This is a genomic window from Brevundimonas lenta (assembly GCF_014196335.1).
Lineage (GTDB): Bacteria > Pseudomonadota > Alphaproteobacteria > Caulobacterales > Caulobacteraceae > Brevundimonas > Brevundimonas lenta.
In genome coordinates this window covers 16,412-30,693 of the sequence record NZ_JACIDM010000003.1, presented here as the reverse complement: position 1 = coordinate 30,693, position 14,282 = coordinate 16,412, and the positions used below count along the sequence as shown (strand labels likewise).

Sequence of the window (14,282 nt, the reverse complement as noted above, 5' to 3'; positions counted from 1 at the left end):
ACGGACTTGGCCGACGGCGTCACCCCGGCAGATACCGAAGCGGGCAGCCTGCGCGGGCTCACCTATCCGTTCGCCGGGCCGCCGGCCACGGGTGAAGCCGTCGAGGTCGCTCCTGGCGTACTGTGGATGCGCCTGGCCATGCCGATGGCGCTGGATCACATCAATGTCTACGCCATCGAGGACGGCGACGGCTGGGCCCTGGTCGACAGCGGTCTGGCGCTCTCGGGCACGCGTGACGAATGGGACGCCCTGCTGGCCGGTCCTTTGGGCGGCCGTCCGGTCACCCGCATGATCTGCACCCACATGCATCCCGACCACATCGGCCTGGCGGGCTGGCTGTGCGAGCGGTTCGACGTGCCGCTGATCATGACCCGGCTGGAATACGTCACGGCGCGGATGCTGCTGGCGGACACCGGCCAGCCGGCGCCTGAGATCGGCGCGGAATTCTATCGCGCCGCGGGCTGGGACGAGGCGCAGATCGCCCGCTATCGCAAGGATTTCGGACAGTTCGGACGCGCCGTCGATCCGCTGCCTGCCGGCTATGTGCGGATGCGCGAAGGCGACCGTCTGTCCATCGGCGGCCACGACTGGCGCGTCGTCGTCGGCGAGGGCCACAGCCCCGAACACGCCTGTCTCTGGCGTGAGGACGACGGCGTGGTGCTGGGCGGCGACCAGATACTGCCGAAGATATCCTCGAACGTATCGGTGTGGCCTACCGAGGCCGACGCCGATCCGCTGGGCGACTGGCTGGCGTCGCTGGAACGGATGAAGACGGTGTTTCCGGACGACGTGCTGATCCTGCCGTCGCACGGCGAGCCGTTCCGCGGCGTGCAGACGCGTCTGGACGCCCTGATCCGGGGTCATGTCACCTCGCTGAAGCGGCTGGAGCGTTCGCTGAAGACGCCCAAACGGGCCGTCGACGTGTTCGGCGCCCTGTTCGCCCGCCCGGTCGGCGACGGCGTGCGCGGCATGGCGACCGGCGAAAGCGTGGCGCATCTCAACTACCTGCTCCGCCAGGGGCGGGCCGTCCGGACACGCGATGCGGACGGCGTCGACTGGTGGACTTCGACCCAAGGGGAGGCGGCATGACCGACCACATCAAGACCGAACTCAGCAACGGCGTCCTGACCGTGACGCTGGCGCGACCCGACAAGAAGAACGCCATCACCCAGGCCATGTACGCGGCCATGTCGGACGCCACGGAACGCGCCCGCACCGACGACGCCGTGCGCGTGCTGGTGTTCCGGGGCGAAGGCGACAGCTTCTCGGCGGGCAACGATATCGCGGACTTCATCGCCATCGGCTCGATGACGGGCGAGCCGCTGGACATGTCGGTGTTCCGCTTCCTCAAGGCGCTGGCCGACCTGGACAAGCCCGCCGTGGCCGCCGTGCGCGGGCGGGCGGTCGGCATCGGCCTGACGCTGCTGCTCCACTGCGACATGGTCGTGGTGGCCGAGGACGCCTTGCTGTCGGCGCCCTTCATCAACCTGGCGCTCGCCCCGGAAGCCGCCTCGTCGATGCTGCTGCCCGCGGTGCTGGGGCACCAGCGGGCGTTCGAGGTCTTCGCTCTCGGTGAGCCCATCGACGGCAGGACGGCGCTTGCTTGGGGTCTTGCGAACCGGGCCGTGCCTGCAGATCAGGTCGAGGCCGTCGCTGCGGAGCTGGCCGCGAAGCTGGCGGCGCGCGCACCGAACTCGATCCGCAAGACCAAGGCCCTGATGCGCGACGCGGAACGCCTGTGGGCCCTGATGCAGCGCGAGGCCGTGGCCTTCGGCAGCCAGATGAAGAGCCCCGAGGCGATGGAGGCGTTCATGGCCTTCACCCAGAAACGCGCGCCCGATTTCTCGAAAGCCGGTTGATTCGTCAGGGCGGGGGCCTTAGGTGCGCCCGCCCATGACTCACGCGCCCGCCACAGCACAGCCCGACGTCCGCCCCTGGCGCGTCGAGGTCGAGACGCCCGCCGACGGGCCCGCCGTCGAGGCGCTGGTGCTGGACGCCTTCGGTCCCGGCCGCTTCGCCAAGACCGCCGAGCGACTGCGAGAAGACGCTCACGTGGCGGCCGGATTCCTGATCCGCGCCGAGGGCCGTGTGATCGGCTCGGTGCGGCTGTGGACGATCACGGTGGATGGCGCGCCGGCGCTGTTCCTCGGCCCGATCGCCGTGGATGCGGCGAGCCGCAGCGGCGGCATGGGCGCGGACCTGGTGCAGGCCTGCCTCGACCACGCCGGTGACACGGGCGTTCTGCTGGTCGGGGAGCCCCCGTATTTCAGCCGCTTCGGATTCCGCCCCGCCCCGGACGCCCGCCTTCCCGGACCGGTCGATCAGCGCCGGGTCATGTGGCTGGGGGCCGGTGAGGCCGCCGGACCGGTTCTCGCCGCATAGAATCGTTGCGGCCGAGCGCCTGACGCCTACGTTCGGACCATGGCCCGCTCCGCCGACAGCAAGACCGGACTGGCGGCCGTCGCCGAGGCGGCGGCGCAGTCGCCTGCGCGCGGCCTGCCGCCGGTGCATCTGTGGAACCCGGATCACTGCGGCGACATCGACATCCTGATCCGCCGCGACGGCGTCTGGATGCACGAAGGCTCGCCCATCGGCCGGCCCGAACTTGTGCGGCTGTTCTCCACCGTCCTGAGAAAGGACCCGGACGGGTACTGCCTCGTGACGCCGGTCGAGAAGCTGTCGATCCGGGTCGAGGACCTGCCGTTCCGCGCCGTCGCTGTGGAGAGGCGCGGCGAGACACTGGTTTTCACCACCGACGTCGGAGATCTCGTCGAAGCCGGGCCGGACTTTCCCGTCGAGGTCGAGACCGACGCCGCCACCGGCGAGCCTGCGCCCCGCATTCGCGTCCGCGCCGACCTGTGGGCCCGCATCGCCCGGTCGGTGTTCTACGAACTGGTGGAAAGCGCCGCGGTGGAGGACAGCCGCCTGACCATCCGGTCCAACGGCGCCGTATTCGCGCTCGGCCCGGCCGGAGCGGGCGTCGAATGAGCCTCGCCACACTTCGGGAACGTCTGGCCGGACATCTGATCCCGATCGGGGAGTGGAGCCCCGACGCCGTCGCCCGGCGCTCGGACTTCGACCTGAATCCGGATGCCGAGCGGCCGGAGCGCAGTCTGCGCGCCGCGGCCGTGCTGGTGCCCATCATTGCGCGCGCGGACGGCGCCACGGTGCTGATGACGCGGCGGGCCGACACCCTCGCCAGCCATACCGGCCAGATCGCCTTCCCCGGTGGTCGGCTCGATCCCGGCGAGACCGCCGTACAGGCGGCCCTGCGGGAAGCGTTCGAGGAGGTCGCGCTGGATCCCGCCGCTGTCGAGGTGCTGGGCCTGGGCGATTCCTACGAGACCGGCACCGGCTTCCTGATCACTCCGGTCATCGGCTGGCTGGCCGAGCCGCCTTCCACCACGCCCGCGCCCGACGAGGTCGCCGAAGTCTTCGAGACGCCGTGGGATTTCCTGATGGACCCGGCCAACCACCGCCGGGACTTCTACGACCGCGAGGGACAACCCCGCCGGTGGTTCTGGGCCATGCCATGGGAGGAGCGCTACATCTGGGGCGCGACAGCCGGCATCCTGCGCGGTCTGCGCACACGGCTGTACGGCGATGAGGCCGAACCGCTGGCCGCCGCGGGGGAGGACGCTGCATGACCGCGCTGACCGGCCAGCCATGGTTGCAGGCGTCGAGCACCCGCGCCGTGATGGCGGCGCTGGAGGCCGCCGGCGGCCCCGGTTGCGCCCGCTTCGTCGGCGGCTGTGTCCGCAACGCCCTGATGGGGAAGCCCATCGACGACATCGACATCGCCACCGTCCTGAAGCCTGACCAGACGGAGGCCGCCATCCGCGCCGCCGATCTTAAGGCCGTGCCGACGGGCATCGCTCACGGTACGGTCACCGCGGTTGCCGAGCGGACGCCATTCGAAATCACCACCCTGCGCCGCGACGTCACCACGGACGGACGCAACGCCACGGTCGCCTTCACGGACAACTGGGCCGAGGACGCCGCACGCCGGGACTTCCGCCTCAACGCCCTCTACGCCGACGCCGAAGGGCGCGTCTTCGATCCGACCGGCGAAGGCGTGGGCGACGCCGCCGCCGGCCGCATTGTCTTTGTCGGCGATCCGGAGACCCGTATCCGCGAGGACTACCTTCGCATTCTCCGCTTCTTCCGCTTCTTCGCCTGGTACGGCCGGGGCGAGATGGATGCGGCCGGTCTGGCGGCCTGCGAGGCGCTGGCGCCGGGGATGACCCGCCTCTCGGCCGAGCGGGTGTCGAAGGAGCTGATGAAGCTGCTCGCCGCCCCGGATCCCCGGCCTGCGCTCAGGGCCATGTCGGACAGCGGCGTCCTCGGCCTGGCCCTGCCGGAAGCCGTTCCACTGGACCTGTTCGAGGCCATGGCGCCCCTGAGCGACGACCCGGTCGTTCGCCTGATGTCGCTGTTGCCGGCGGACGAGCGACTGATCGTCGAAGTCTCGCGTCGTCTGCGTCTGGCCAACGCCACCCGGGATCGGTTGGCGGACGCGGCGATCGCGGCTCGTGACGTGGATCTGTCCATGGGCGATCCTGCCGTTCGCGCCGCGGTCTACCGCCACGGCGGGAGGGCGGTGGCCGACGGGGTGCTGCGTCGTTGGGCGGAAGCGCCGGACCGGGCGGACGATGCACGCCGTCTTCTGGCCATCGCGGAACAATGGGCGCCGCCGTCGATGCCTGTCGGCGGCCGCGAGCTCGCACGCCTGGGCGTTGATCCCGGACCCGAGACAGGCCGCCTGCTGAAGGCCTTCGAAGACAGCTGGGTGTCGGATGATTTTCCGACGGAGGGCCACGCCGAACGGCTGGCCGCCCTGGTCAGTCCGCAGCGCGGGTGAACTCCGTCACGACGGGCCGGTGGTCCGATCCTGTCGGTCGTCCCAGTCTGCGGCTGACGAAGGCCAGATCGTCGGAACGCCACACCTGATCGATCGTCACGCCGAACGGCGAGGGCAGGGCGCTGGGCCAGGTGCCCGGGAACCCGCCCGCCGGAGACAGGCTCATATCCCGCTTCACCTGACGACCGATGCGGGCGCTGGACACGCTGTTGAAATCGCCCGCCACGACGACCGGGCCGGTCAGGGTCCGGCGGATGTCGCCCAGCGCCATCGTCTGGGTGATCTGCCCCCACTGGAACTGGAACGGCCAGGGCCGCGTCAGGTGCACCCCGATGACGTTCAGGCGGCCCAGCGGCGTGCTGGCGACAGCCCCGACCGAATGCAGGCCGTTCGGCCGGCTGGGTATCTCGTCGAGCGGATAGCGCGAGGCGATCACTGAACGCGACGGCCCGCGCGTCTGGTCCAGCCGCATCGAGGCGACCCGGTAGGTATAGCCTTCCAGAATTTCGTCGATGCGCCCGGCCGGTTCACGCCCCAGCTCGATCAACACCACGATGTCGGCGTCCGCATCCTCGATGGACCGGCGGATCGCGGCCACGTCGTTGTTCAGATAGTACAGGTTGGCCGAGTACATCCGGACCACGGGCGCGCCCGCTTCCGCCCGGCCCGGCGCCGAAAACCACTGCGGCCAGACGGCGACCGTCAGAAGCACGATCACGCCGCCCGTCGCCGCCGCCCAGCGCCAGCGCCGGATCAGCAGGAAGCCGCCGGCCAGGATCAGGGATGCGATCAGAGCCGGGGCTGTGAACTGCGCGAGGATGTCGGCCCACCGGTGCCCGTTCCCGCTCAGTGCGGCCAGCGCGATCGGCAGCGGCGCGCAGACGAGCGCCAGCGCGACCAGACTGAAGGCGATCCGGGCGAGCGGACGCGCAGTCTTGCTTTCATGGTGAACGCCGGTCGTCATGGCGCGTTACTGTCTCGCTTCGGAGGGTGAGAATGGCCAGACGGACCATCGGCGATATCGAGAAAATCTGGTCCAATGTCGAGGGCGTGAAGAAACTGTCCGACCGCGTAGTGGGCGTCGGACCGTTCGGCGTCGGCATGGACGGCCTGCTGACCTGGGTGCCGATCGTCGGCACCGTCTATACCCTCGGCGCGGCAGGCTGGCTGATCGTGCAGGCGGCGCGGGCCAAGGCTTCGCCCGGTACAGTCACCCGCATGATGGGCTACCTCGGTATCGAGGCCCTCGTGACGACGGTGGGCGAGGTTCCCTTCCTGGACTTCGTGCCCAGCGTGGCTGACGTGATCTTCCCGGGGCACCTTCTCGCAGCCAGGGCGCTGCAGAAGGATATCGAGAGCACGCACTGGGTCGAGGCCAGCGAGCGGGACGCGAAAGCCTCCGGCGAGCACGAGAGCCACCTCGACGTCGTGCGCCGCAATCCAAAGCTTCGCCGCCTGGTCTACCTGCACGACTGACGGTGGTCGTTTTCGTATTTCCGCGATATCCGAACGGGTCAGGTCGTTAATTTTACTGACCTTCTGACTGCTGTCAGCGTCATCGACCAGCCGGGGTAACCGGCCAGCACAGACTGATCTCCGACCAATCACGGAGATCAACCATGAGCGACGAACAATCCGCACGGCTGGAACTGCCGTACCTGGCCGCGGGCCAGATGCAGAAGCACGTGACCCTCAACGAGGCGCTGACCCGGCTGGATGCTCTCGTCCAGACTGTGGTGGTGAGCCGGTCCACCACGGCGCAGCCTGCGGCGCCCGCCGACGGCGACCTGTATATCCTCCCTGCAGACGCGACCGGCGGAGTCTGGGCGGCTTGTGAGGCGGGCGATCTGTTGAGGGCGGAGGCCGGCGGCTGGACTGTGGTCGCCGCTCCATCGGGGCTGCTGGCCCGGGTCGCCGACGAGGGGAGCTTCATCGTCCGCGAGGGCGACGCATGGACGCCGCTCGGCGCCTGTCTGGGCGAGATAGCCGATCTGGACCGGCTGGGCGTGGGGACGGCGGCGGACGCCGACAATCCCTTCGCCGCGAAGCTGAACAAGGCGCTCTGGACCGCCCTGCCCATGGTGGACGGCGGCGACGGCGACCTGCGCTTCACCCTGAACAAGGAAGGCGCGTCAGACGTCCTCTCGCTGCTGTTCCAGTCGAACTATGGCGGTCGCGCCGAACTGGGCCTGGTCGGTAGCGACGATCTGATCCTGAAGGTCAGCGCCGATGGCGCCACCTGGCGCAACGCATTCACCGCTGATCGCGCCAGCGGCCGCGTGTCGTTCCCCCAGGGCGCCGTGCGCCGCGAAGTCACTGTTCTGACCGCCAACGGTTCATGGACGCCGCCCGCATGGGCGCGGTCGGTCGAGGCTGTGGTGGTCGGCGGTGGCGGGGGTGGAGGCGCGGGGGCGTTCGGCGCTTCCGGCGCCCGCTACGGCGGCGGCGGCGGAGGGGCGGGTGGCGTCAGCCGGGCCGTGTGGCCGGCGGAAAACCTCACCGCCGGGCTCACGGTGGTGGTCGGCGCGGGCGGCGCGGGCGGATCTGCGATCGCCGGTGGCGGCGGCAGCGGCTCGGCGATCCTGCTCGGTGCGACCACCTTGCTCTCCGCCACGGGTGGCGGCGGTGGAGGTCTTGGCAACGCGTCCGGCGGAACGGCCGGGACCGCGGGGGCCAGCGTGCCCAATTCCAACGGCGGCGGCGCATCCAGCATTTCGGCGGCGGGCGCCACCGGCAAGAGTTTCGACCGGCCGGATGCTCCCGGAGGCGGGGGCGCGGGCGGCAGCCTCGATGCGGCGGGCGTGGCGCGGGCCGGCGGGGCGGGCGGCGATGGCGGCGTGCTCGCTGTGAAAGCGGTCGGAGGTTCCGCCGGCTCCGGTGCGGCGGGCGGTCCAGGATCGGCGTGTCCGCAGCCGTCCCTGCACTGGGCAGGCGGGGGCGGCGGGGGCGGAGGAGCAGTCGCTTCGGGTGTCGGACATGGCGGGGGAGCCGGCGGGTCGTCAGGCGCGGGCGGTGGTGGCGGCGGGGCCGGCGTCAGCGCGGGCGGGATCGGCGGAACCGGCGCTGCGGGCTGCGCCTGGCTGATCGCGCTGGGTTGAGGCGGCCATGACCCGGAACCTCGCCCGCACCCGCGATGAAGCTGAACTGCTGGACCTCGACGCCTGGGATGCCCCGCGCCGGCTGACGAAAGACGAACTGTTCGAAGCCGGTGGTCCCGGCTGGCGCCGACATGAGCGGCGGCTCGACGATCTGGAGGAAAATCTGTGACCGAAGCTGACCCCGTAGAACCGATCCCGCCCCTGGCCGAGGGGCGCTGGCTGTGGCGGCGACTGTACGTGTTCGCCAGCACCGGAGCTGTCTGGCTCCTGCTCGACAGACTGATCGCCGCGACGCCGCCCCATGCCGCCCCACGCCTGGCCGAGGCGCTCATGGGCATGCTGGCGCTGATCCTCGTCCTCTATCTCGTGGCGCCGACCGCCCAACAGCTGATCGCCAGCCTCGCCCTGCTCAAGTCAGGCCCGGGCCGGGAGGAGCGCTGATGGGATATCGCTTGTCCGAACGCTCCCTGAAACGACTGGCCGGGGTCCATCCCCGGCTGGTGGCCCTGGTCAAGGAGGCGGCCTCCCTGACGCCGGTCGATTTCATGGTCACGGAAGGGCTGCGCACCCGCGAGCGGCAAATGGCGCTGATCCGCGCGGGGGCCAGTCGGACGAAGAACTCCAGGCACCTGACAGGTCACGCCGTCGACGTAGCCGCCATGGTCGATGGTCAGGTGCGATGGGACTGGCCGCTCTATCCCCGCATCGCGGCGGCCTTCAAGGCGGCCGCGGCCCGACAGGGTACGGCGATCGTCTGGGGCGGCGATTGGCCGACCCTGCGCGACGGTCCGCATTTCGAACTCGACCGGAAGGCGTTTCCCTGACGTTCGCGAATGACCTGACTGCACTGTGTGCACTGTGTGCACTCCAATTTTCGAACCCCAGGTCCGGCCGTGCGGCAGAAAGTGCAGGGCCACCCGGCAGAATCTGCCGTGCGCCCGGCATTTCCTGCCGGGCGACCAGCGTCCTTAACAGGAACTAACGTAGCAAAATCAATGGTCGGCGAGCTGGCATGACGGTTTGGCGAGTGGTCCCGTCCTTGCTGCAACCAACCCGAGCAAAAAGCTCCCGGCCGCCAAAATGGCGTCGGACACCTTGAAACAAGGATTATCGTCATGGCGCTGAACAGCGTTAACACGAATGCGGGCGCAATGATCGCCCTCCAGAACCTGTCGGTTACCAACTCGGAACTGCAGACGGTTCAAAACCGCATCAACACCGGCAAGAGCGTCTCGTCCGCCAAGGACAACGGCGCCATCTGGGCTATCGCCCAGGGTCAGCGCGCTGAAATCGGCGCCCTGAACGCCGTCAAGGACAGCCTCAACCGTGGCCAGTCGGCCGTGGATGTCGCCCTGTCCGCCGGCGAGTCGGTCTCCGACCTGCTGGTCCAAATGAAAGAAAAGTCCCTCGCAGCGACCGACAAGAGCCTGACCACGTCGGCTCGTTCGGCCCTGAACGAAGACTTCAAGGCCATCCGCGACCAGATCGCTACGGTCGTGACCAACGCCAAGTTCAACGGCGTGAACCTGCTGGACAACTCGACCGGCACCAACGGCTACAAGGCTCTCGCCAACACGACGGGCACCACCATCAAGGTGGCGGGTGAAAACCTGTCGCTGGGCGGCGCCAACGTGACGGTCACCGCCACGACCAGCATCGGCACCTCGACGCTGGCCTCGACGGCCCTGGGTCTCGTCAACGCCTCGATCGACAAGGTCTCGGCCTCCCTGGCTCGCCTGGGCACCGGCTCCAAGTCGTTCGGCACGCACCTGACCTTCGTCGGCAAGCTGCAAGACACCATCGACGCCGGTGTCGGCAACATGGTCGACGCCGACCTGGCCAAGGAAAGCGCGCGACTGCAGGCTCTGCAAACCAAGCAACAGCTGGGTGTGCAGGCGCTGTCGATCGCCAACTCCTCGACCTCCATCCTGCTCGGACTGTTCCGCTAAGGATCGACCGGAAGGGCGGGGTCTGCGGATCCCGCCCGACCGTTCCAGTCCCTAAAAAGGAAGCCACGGCTGATCGCCGTCGGAAGGAGCCATGCACAACAATGCAAAGATCGCTCTGGTAACCGCGTCCCCCGTCTCGTCCGCCAACAACGCCGCATCCAGCGGCGATTTCCGTGATTCACGGGCCCAGCAGGAGGCCGATCTGGCCGCCCGCTACCGTCTTGTGATCGAGGAAGGCCCCCAGGCCGGCTCGTTCATCTACAAGACGCTGGACCGGGTGACGGGCGAGGTCGTCAAGCAGTTGCCCCGCGAACAGGTCGTCGACCTCATGCAGACCCCGGACTACAGCGCCGGCTCGGTGATCAACACCAAGGCCTGACGCGTCCCGGCATTCGATCTATCCGCCGCGCAGGAGCGATCCGCGCGGTTAAGCTGCGTGGTTAGCGCCTGTTAACCATGTGTCCACAGTTCGCCCTCTAGCTTGCCCCAAACCTCGAAGGGCTGAGTCGGATGACGAATAGCGTCCACACCAATGCTTCCGCTGCAATCGCGCTGCAAAACCTGACCACGACGAACAATCGTCTGTCGGATGTGCAGAGCCGTGTCTCCACGGGCCTGAAGGTTCAGGGGGCCAAGGACAACGCCGCCATCTGGGCGATCGCCCAGCAGCAGCGGGCGGACGTGGGCGCCCTCGGAGCCGTCAAGCAGAGCCTCGACCGCGCGACCTCGATCGCCGACGTCGCCATGTCGGCCGGCGAATCAGTCTCGGACCTGCTGAACCAGCTCAAGGAAAAGGTGGTCGCCGCGAAGGACACTTCGCTGAAGACCCAGTCTCGCGAACTCCTGAACGCCGACTTCAAGGCCCTGCTGCGCGCGATCAAGTCGGCCGTGGACAACGCCAGCTTCGATGGCGGCAACATCCTGAACGGGTCGCTGACGACGGGGATCAAATTCCTCGCCAACGCCGACGCCTCGCAGTTCGTGACCCTCTCGGCCAAGAACCTGTCGCTCGGCGGCGCGATCATGGAGCTGTCGCTGACCGACAGCCTCCTGACCCTGACCGGCGCGACGACGGCGCTGAATAAGTTGGACGACTCGATCACCCAGCTGAACGCCGCTCTCGGCGAGATCGGCGCGCAGGCCAAGCAGATCGAGGCGCACAACAACTTCGTCACCAAGCTGATGGACACCCTGGAGTCCGGCATCGGCAACCTGGTCGACGCGGACCTCGCCAAGGAAAGCGCGCGACTGCAGGCCCTGCAGGTGCAGCAGCAGCTGGGCGCGCAATCGCTGTCGATCGCCAATCAGGCGCCGCAGATCATCCTGTCGCTGTTCAAGGGCTGATCGGCCTGGCCGTCAGGCCAGGCGTCGCCGTTCCGCATGGCTGATAGACACCGGCTCCGGCCGGCGACGCAGAGACGATCGCGGCCCGACGCCATACAGGGAAAGCAGCGATTTCAGGGCGTTGACGAAGGCAGTCATTGGCTTCTCCTCCGTAATCAGCGGGCCGTTAACGGTCGCTGGGGATCATTGTTCCCTGAGTCGCGCCCGCTGTCGCACCGGCCAAGCCTGTTAAGGGCTCGTTACGGCAGAGCTGCGAGAGTGCGGGCTCGGAGTCGGCCGTGATCAACAACAGCTATCTTCTCGGGCTATTCGGCGGGACCGCGTCCTCGACGCTGCCCTCGACGACGGCTGCCGCTCTGGCGCAGTCGAAGAAGCAGCCGACACCGCCCTGGTCGAGCTCGGCCAAGCCGCCGGAACAGAGCGCTCTCCTGCGGGCGGCGCTCGGCGGCCGGGACTTCATCAACGAGGACTCCGCCCAGCTGGACGTGAAGGGCGCTTCGGCCGACTATAAGAAGCTGTTCGCCCTCTATCAGGGGCTCGAGACCCTGAACGTTCTGGCCAATAGGGCGGCCACCAAGGGCGTCGGCGCGCTTGAGCTGACCCAGCTCAACAAGCGTTTCGCCGTCGGCATGGCGGAGGTCAGCAAATGGCTCCCGTCCGCGGATCTGGACGGAATTCGGCTGGTGCAGGGCACGTCGTCCTCGAGCAGCAAGTCCAGCGCCGCCGTGCCCCGGGACAGCGCCATCTCCGTCACCGGTCCGATCCACGAGGGCTCGCCCGACTCCCTCAGCCCCGCCTTCGCCGGCGAGGTCGAGTTCAACATCACGATCAAGCGCGGCGACAACACCACCAAGACGGTGGCCATCGATCTGGCGGACATGGGCACGACGCCCCGGACGCTGACCAACGTCCTGGACCACATCAACGGCAAGCTGGAAGCGCAGGGCATTGAGACGCGGATCGGCCGCGAACTGGTCAAGCCCGAGCCGAAGACGGTCACCGTGGGCGGCAAGCCGGTCACTCTCCCGCCCGGGCCTGATCAGTTCGCCCTCGTCGTGCGGGGCGTAACGACCGAGACCGTGAAGTTCACGCCCGCGGAGACCGCGGACGGCGTCTATGTGGTGCAGAACAACGGGACGGCCGGTGGTCTGCAGGTCCTTAAGTTCCAGAGCGATACGGGCGGCGCCGCGCCACCTCCTGTCGCGGGCGTCGGCGAGACCCAGTGGGTCGATGGCCGCGCCTCCCAGACGGCCTTGCCGGACGGTGTCGAGACTGTCCGGGCCAGCGCCACCGGGCCCGACGGCTCCCTTTGGATGGTGGCGGATCTGACCGCGGGTCCGGGCAACCAGCCCATCAAGGGTCAGAAGGATGTGGCGCTGATCAAGGTGGACTCAGCTGGCCGGGTGGTGATGACCCAGGCCCTGGGCGCCGCCTCGACCGCCAGCGGATACGCGATCGCCGTGGATGCGAACGGGCGCGTCGCCGTGGCGGGCTCCGTCACCGGGGCGCTTGAGCCGGGCAAGAGCGGCGATGTCGCCGGCGTCGCCGACAGCTTCGTCACCGTCTTCAATGCGGAAGGCCAGGAGGTCTGGACCCAGCGCCGTGGCGCCCGCGCGGCCGACGAGGCGACCTCGGTCAGCTTCGGTCCCAATGGTACGGTGTATGTGGCGGGGCGTGCCCAGTCGGCGATCACGGGGGCTGTGGGCGTCGGCGGATGGGACGGCTACGTCCAGGCCTTCAGCGAAAGCCAGTTGCACCAGTTCGCCCCCGTCGTTTCGACCGCCGTCGGCGCGTCGCAGTTCGGCACCACCGGCGCTGACACCGTCGATGCGATCGCCGTCGACGGAAACAACCTTTACTCCGCGGGCGTCGAGGACGGCCGCCTGGTCGTGCGCCAGTTCACGCTGGACGCCCTGGGCAAGCCGACGCTGGCCGCCAAGCGCGACCTGGGGGAGGCCAGCGGCGAAGTCGCCGGTATCGCCGTCGCCGACGGCAAGGTCGTCATCAGCGGAACCACCCGCAACGCCGCCCTGGGCATCGGAACGATCACCATGGCTCACCATGGCGGCAAGGACGCCTTCGTGGCCGTGATCGACGACAGTCTGACCGCCTCGGTCGATGATCGGCTGACCTACATCGGCGGGGCAGGGGACGACACCGCGGCGGACGTGAAGATCCAGAACGGCAAGGTCTGGCTGACCGGCATCGCCGACCGCCCCGAGGGCGCCAAGGCGACTGATCCCACCAAGGCCTACCTGACCCGCATCGACCCCACGACCGGCGCTGTCGAATGGCGTCGCGACTGGAATGGCGACAGCGAACAGGCGGCGCCGCTGACTCTGGCGGTGGCGTCGGGCGGAGCCAGCGTGCTGGACCGGCTGGGTCTTCCCCAGGGCGAAATCGACCAGAGCCCGTCGCGGGCGCTGACCACGGCGACGTCCTTGCGCGTGGGCGACCGGTTCTATGTTTCGCCGGCCGATGGCGGACGCTCGGTTGCGGTCACCATCGAAGCGCGGGACACCTTGCAGACCCTGGCCCGCAAGATCGAGCAGGCTTCCAACATGAAGCTGAAGGTCACGGTCACATCGGAGTCCGCCAAGGAGGCCCAGCCAGGAGATCTCGCCACGGCCCTGCGCACCGGCTTCCAGCGTCTTTCGATCATGGCGCGCGACGGGATCAAGGGGGCGGTCCTGACCGCTGGCGAAACCGGTCGCGACGCGCTGGCCGGGCTGGGCCTTTCGCAAGGCTTTATCGGCCGCAGCTCTGGCGATGATGTCATGAGCACGTTCGGCCTCGGTCTGCCTTCCAATCTGAACCTGTCGGACGCCACGGCTGTGAAGAACGCCGGCGAGAAACTGCAGGCGGCCATGAAAGCCGTGCGGGACGCCTACCGTGCTCTGGCCCCGGAATCGAACACGCCGGCGATCACCGGCACGGCCCCGGCCTATCTGACGGCCCAACTGGCCAACTATCAGGCTGCTCTCGCCCGTCTTGGCGGCTAGGTCAGCCAAGGCCGTTGACGGCGTGGGG

Annotated in this window: 17 protein-coding genes; 15 read left to right on the top strand and 2 right to left on the bottom strand. The window is 68.7% G+C overall.

Annotated elements, in window-relative coordinates:
- The first annotated feature begins 6 nt into the window (after positions 1-6).
- Genes GGR12_RS13350 through GGR12_RS13325 form a run of 6 tightly spaced genes read left to right on the top strand, consistent with a single transcriptional unit; the run spans position 7 to position 4,861 of the window.
- Positions 7-1,089: an MBL fold metallo-hydrolase gene (locus GGR12_RS13350; RefSeq protein WP_183204954.1), complete on the top strand. Its 1,083-nt coding sequence runs from the start codon at positions 7-9 to the stop codon at positions 1,087-1,089.
- On the top strand, positions 1,086-1,859 hold the full coding sequence (locus GGR12_RS13345) for an enoyl-CoA hydratase (protein WP_183204953.1): 774 nt from the start codon (positions 1,086-1,088) through the stop codon (positions 1,857-1,859). The genes GGR12_RS13350 and GGR12_RS13345 overlap by 4 nt, the downstream gene beginning before the upstream one ends.
- Positions 1,860-1,893: 34 nt before the next feature.
- Positions 1,894-2,382, top strand: coding sequence for a GNAT family N-acetyltransferase (locus GGR12_RS13340; RefSeq protein ID WP_183204952.1), 489 nt, complete (start codon positions 1,894-1,896; stop codon positions 2,380-2,382).
- A 39-nt stretch (positions 2,383-2,421) separates the two neighbouring features.
- Positions 2,422-2,988 carry a DUF1285 domain-containing protein gene (locus GGR12_RS13335; RefSeq protein WP_183204951.1) on the top strand — a complete coding sequence of 189 codons (567 nt, stop codon included), beginning with the start codon at positions 2,422-2,424 and terminating at the stop codon, positions 2,986-2,988.
- Complete coding sequence (locus GGR12_RS13330; protein WP_183204950.1) at positions 2,985-3,647, top strand: CoA pyrophosphatase; 663 nt, start codon at positions 2,985-2,987, stop codon at positions 3,645-3,647. Before GGR12_RS13335 ends, GGR12_RS13330 begins: the two co-directional genes overlap by 4 nt.
- Positions 3,644-4,861, top strand: coding sequence for a CCA tRNA nucleotidyltransferase (locus GGR12_RS13325; protein WP_183204949.1), 1,218 nt, complete (start codon positions 3,644-3,646; stop codon positions 4,859-4,861). The genes GGR12_RS13330 and GGR12_RS13325 overlap by 4 nt, the downstream gene beginning before the upstream one ends.
- Here GGR12_RS13325 and GGR12_RS13320 read toward each other — a convergent pair.
- Positions 4,842-5,825: an endonuclease/exonuclease/phosphatase family protein gene (locus GGR12_RS13320; RefSeq protein ID WP_183204948.1), complete on the bottom strand. Its 984-nt coding sequence runs from the start codon at positions 5,823-5,825 to the stop codon at positions 4,842-4,844. The genes GGR12_RS13325 and GGR12_RS13320 overlap by 20 nt on opposite strands.
- A gap of 32 nt (positions 5,826-5,857) precedes the next feature.
- Here GGR12_RS13320 and GGR12_RS13315 point away from each other — a divergent pair, with 32 nt between their 5' ends.
- The 8 genes from GGR12_RS13315 (at position 5,858) to GGR12_RS13280 (ending at position 11,252) form a co-directional block, all read left to right on the top strand.
- On the top strand, positions 5,858-6,337 hold the full coding sequence (locus GGR12_RS13315) for a DUF4112 domain-containing protein (RefSeq protein ID WP_183204947.1): 480 nt from the start codon (positions 5,858-5,860) through the stop codon (positions 6,335-6,337).
- 143 nt (positions 6,338-6,480) lie between these two features.
- The gene (locus GGR12_RS16755; RefSeq protein ID WP_183204946.1) at positions 6,481-7,959 is read left to right on the top strand and encodes a DUF2793 domain-containing protein; all 1,479 of its coding nucleotides are present in this window, start codon (positions 6,481-6,483) and stop codon (positions 7,957-7,959) included.
- Positions 7,960-7,966: 7 nt separating this feature from the next.
- The gene (locus GGR12_RS13305) at positions 7,967-8,128 is read left to right on the top strand and encodes a hypothetical protein (protein WP_183204945.1); all 162 of its coding nucleotides are present in this window, start codon (positions 7,967-7,969) and stop codon (positions 8,126-8,128) included.
- Entirely contained in the window at positions 8,125-8,400 is a 276-nt protein-coding gene (locus GGR12_RS13300; protein ID WP_343053257.1) for a hypothetical protein, read from the top strand. The genes GGR12_RS13305 and GGR12_RS13300 overlap by 4 nt, the downstream gene beginning before the upstream one ends.
- 11 nt (positions 8,401-8,411) lie before the next feature.
- Complete coding sequence (locus GGR12_RS13295; RefSeq protein WP_246328927.1) at positions 8,412-8,783, top strand: M15 family metallopeptidase; 372 nt, start codon at positions 8,412-8,414, stop codon at positions 8,781-8,783.
- Positions 8,784-9,074: 291 nt separating this feature from the next.
- Entirely contained in the window at positions 9,075-9,908 is an 834-nt protein-coding gene (locus GGR12_RS13290) for a flagellin (RefSeq protein WP_183204943.1), read from the top strand.
- A gap of 91 nt (positions 9,909-9,999) precedes the next feature.
- Entirely contained in the window at positions 10,000-10,287 is a 288-nt protein-coding gene (locus GGR12_RS13285; protein ID WP_183205857.1) for a hypothetical protein, read from the top strand.
- 131 nt (positions 10,288-10,418) lie between these two features.
- Positions 10,419-11,252: a flagellin gene (locus GGR12_RS13280; RefSeq protein WP_183204942.1), complete on the top strand. Its 834-nt coding sequence runs from the start codon at positions 10,419-10,421 to the stop codon at positions 11,250-11,252.
- A 12-nt stretch (positions 11,253-11,264) separates the two neighbouring features.
- Here the strand turns inward: GGR12_RS13280 and GGR12_RS16750 are convergent, their stop codons facing one another.
- Positions 11,265-11,390: a hypothetical protein gene (locus GGR12_RS16750; protein ID WP_281378589.1), complete on the bottom strand. Its 126-nt coding sequence runs from the start codon at positions 11,388-11,390 to the stop codon at positions 11,265-11,267.
- Between the two features lie 140 nt (positions 11,391-11,530).
- Between GGR12_RS16750 and GGR12_RS13275 the strand changes: the two genes are divergently transcribed.
- On the top strand, positions 11,531-14,254 hold the full coding sequence (locus tag GGR12_RS13275; protein ID WP_183204941.1) for an NHL repeat-containing protein: 2,724 nt from the start codon (positions 11,531-11,533) through the stop codon (positions 14,252-14,254).
- The last annotated feature ends 28 nt before the right edge of the window (positions 14,255-14,282 follow it).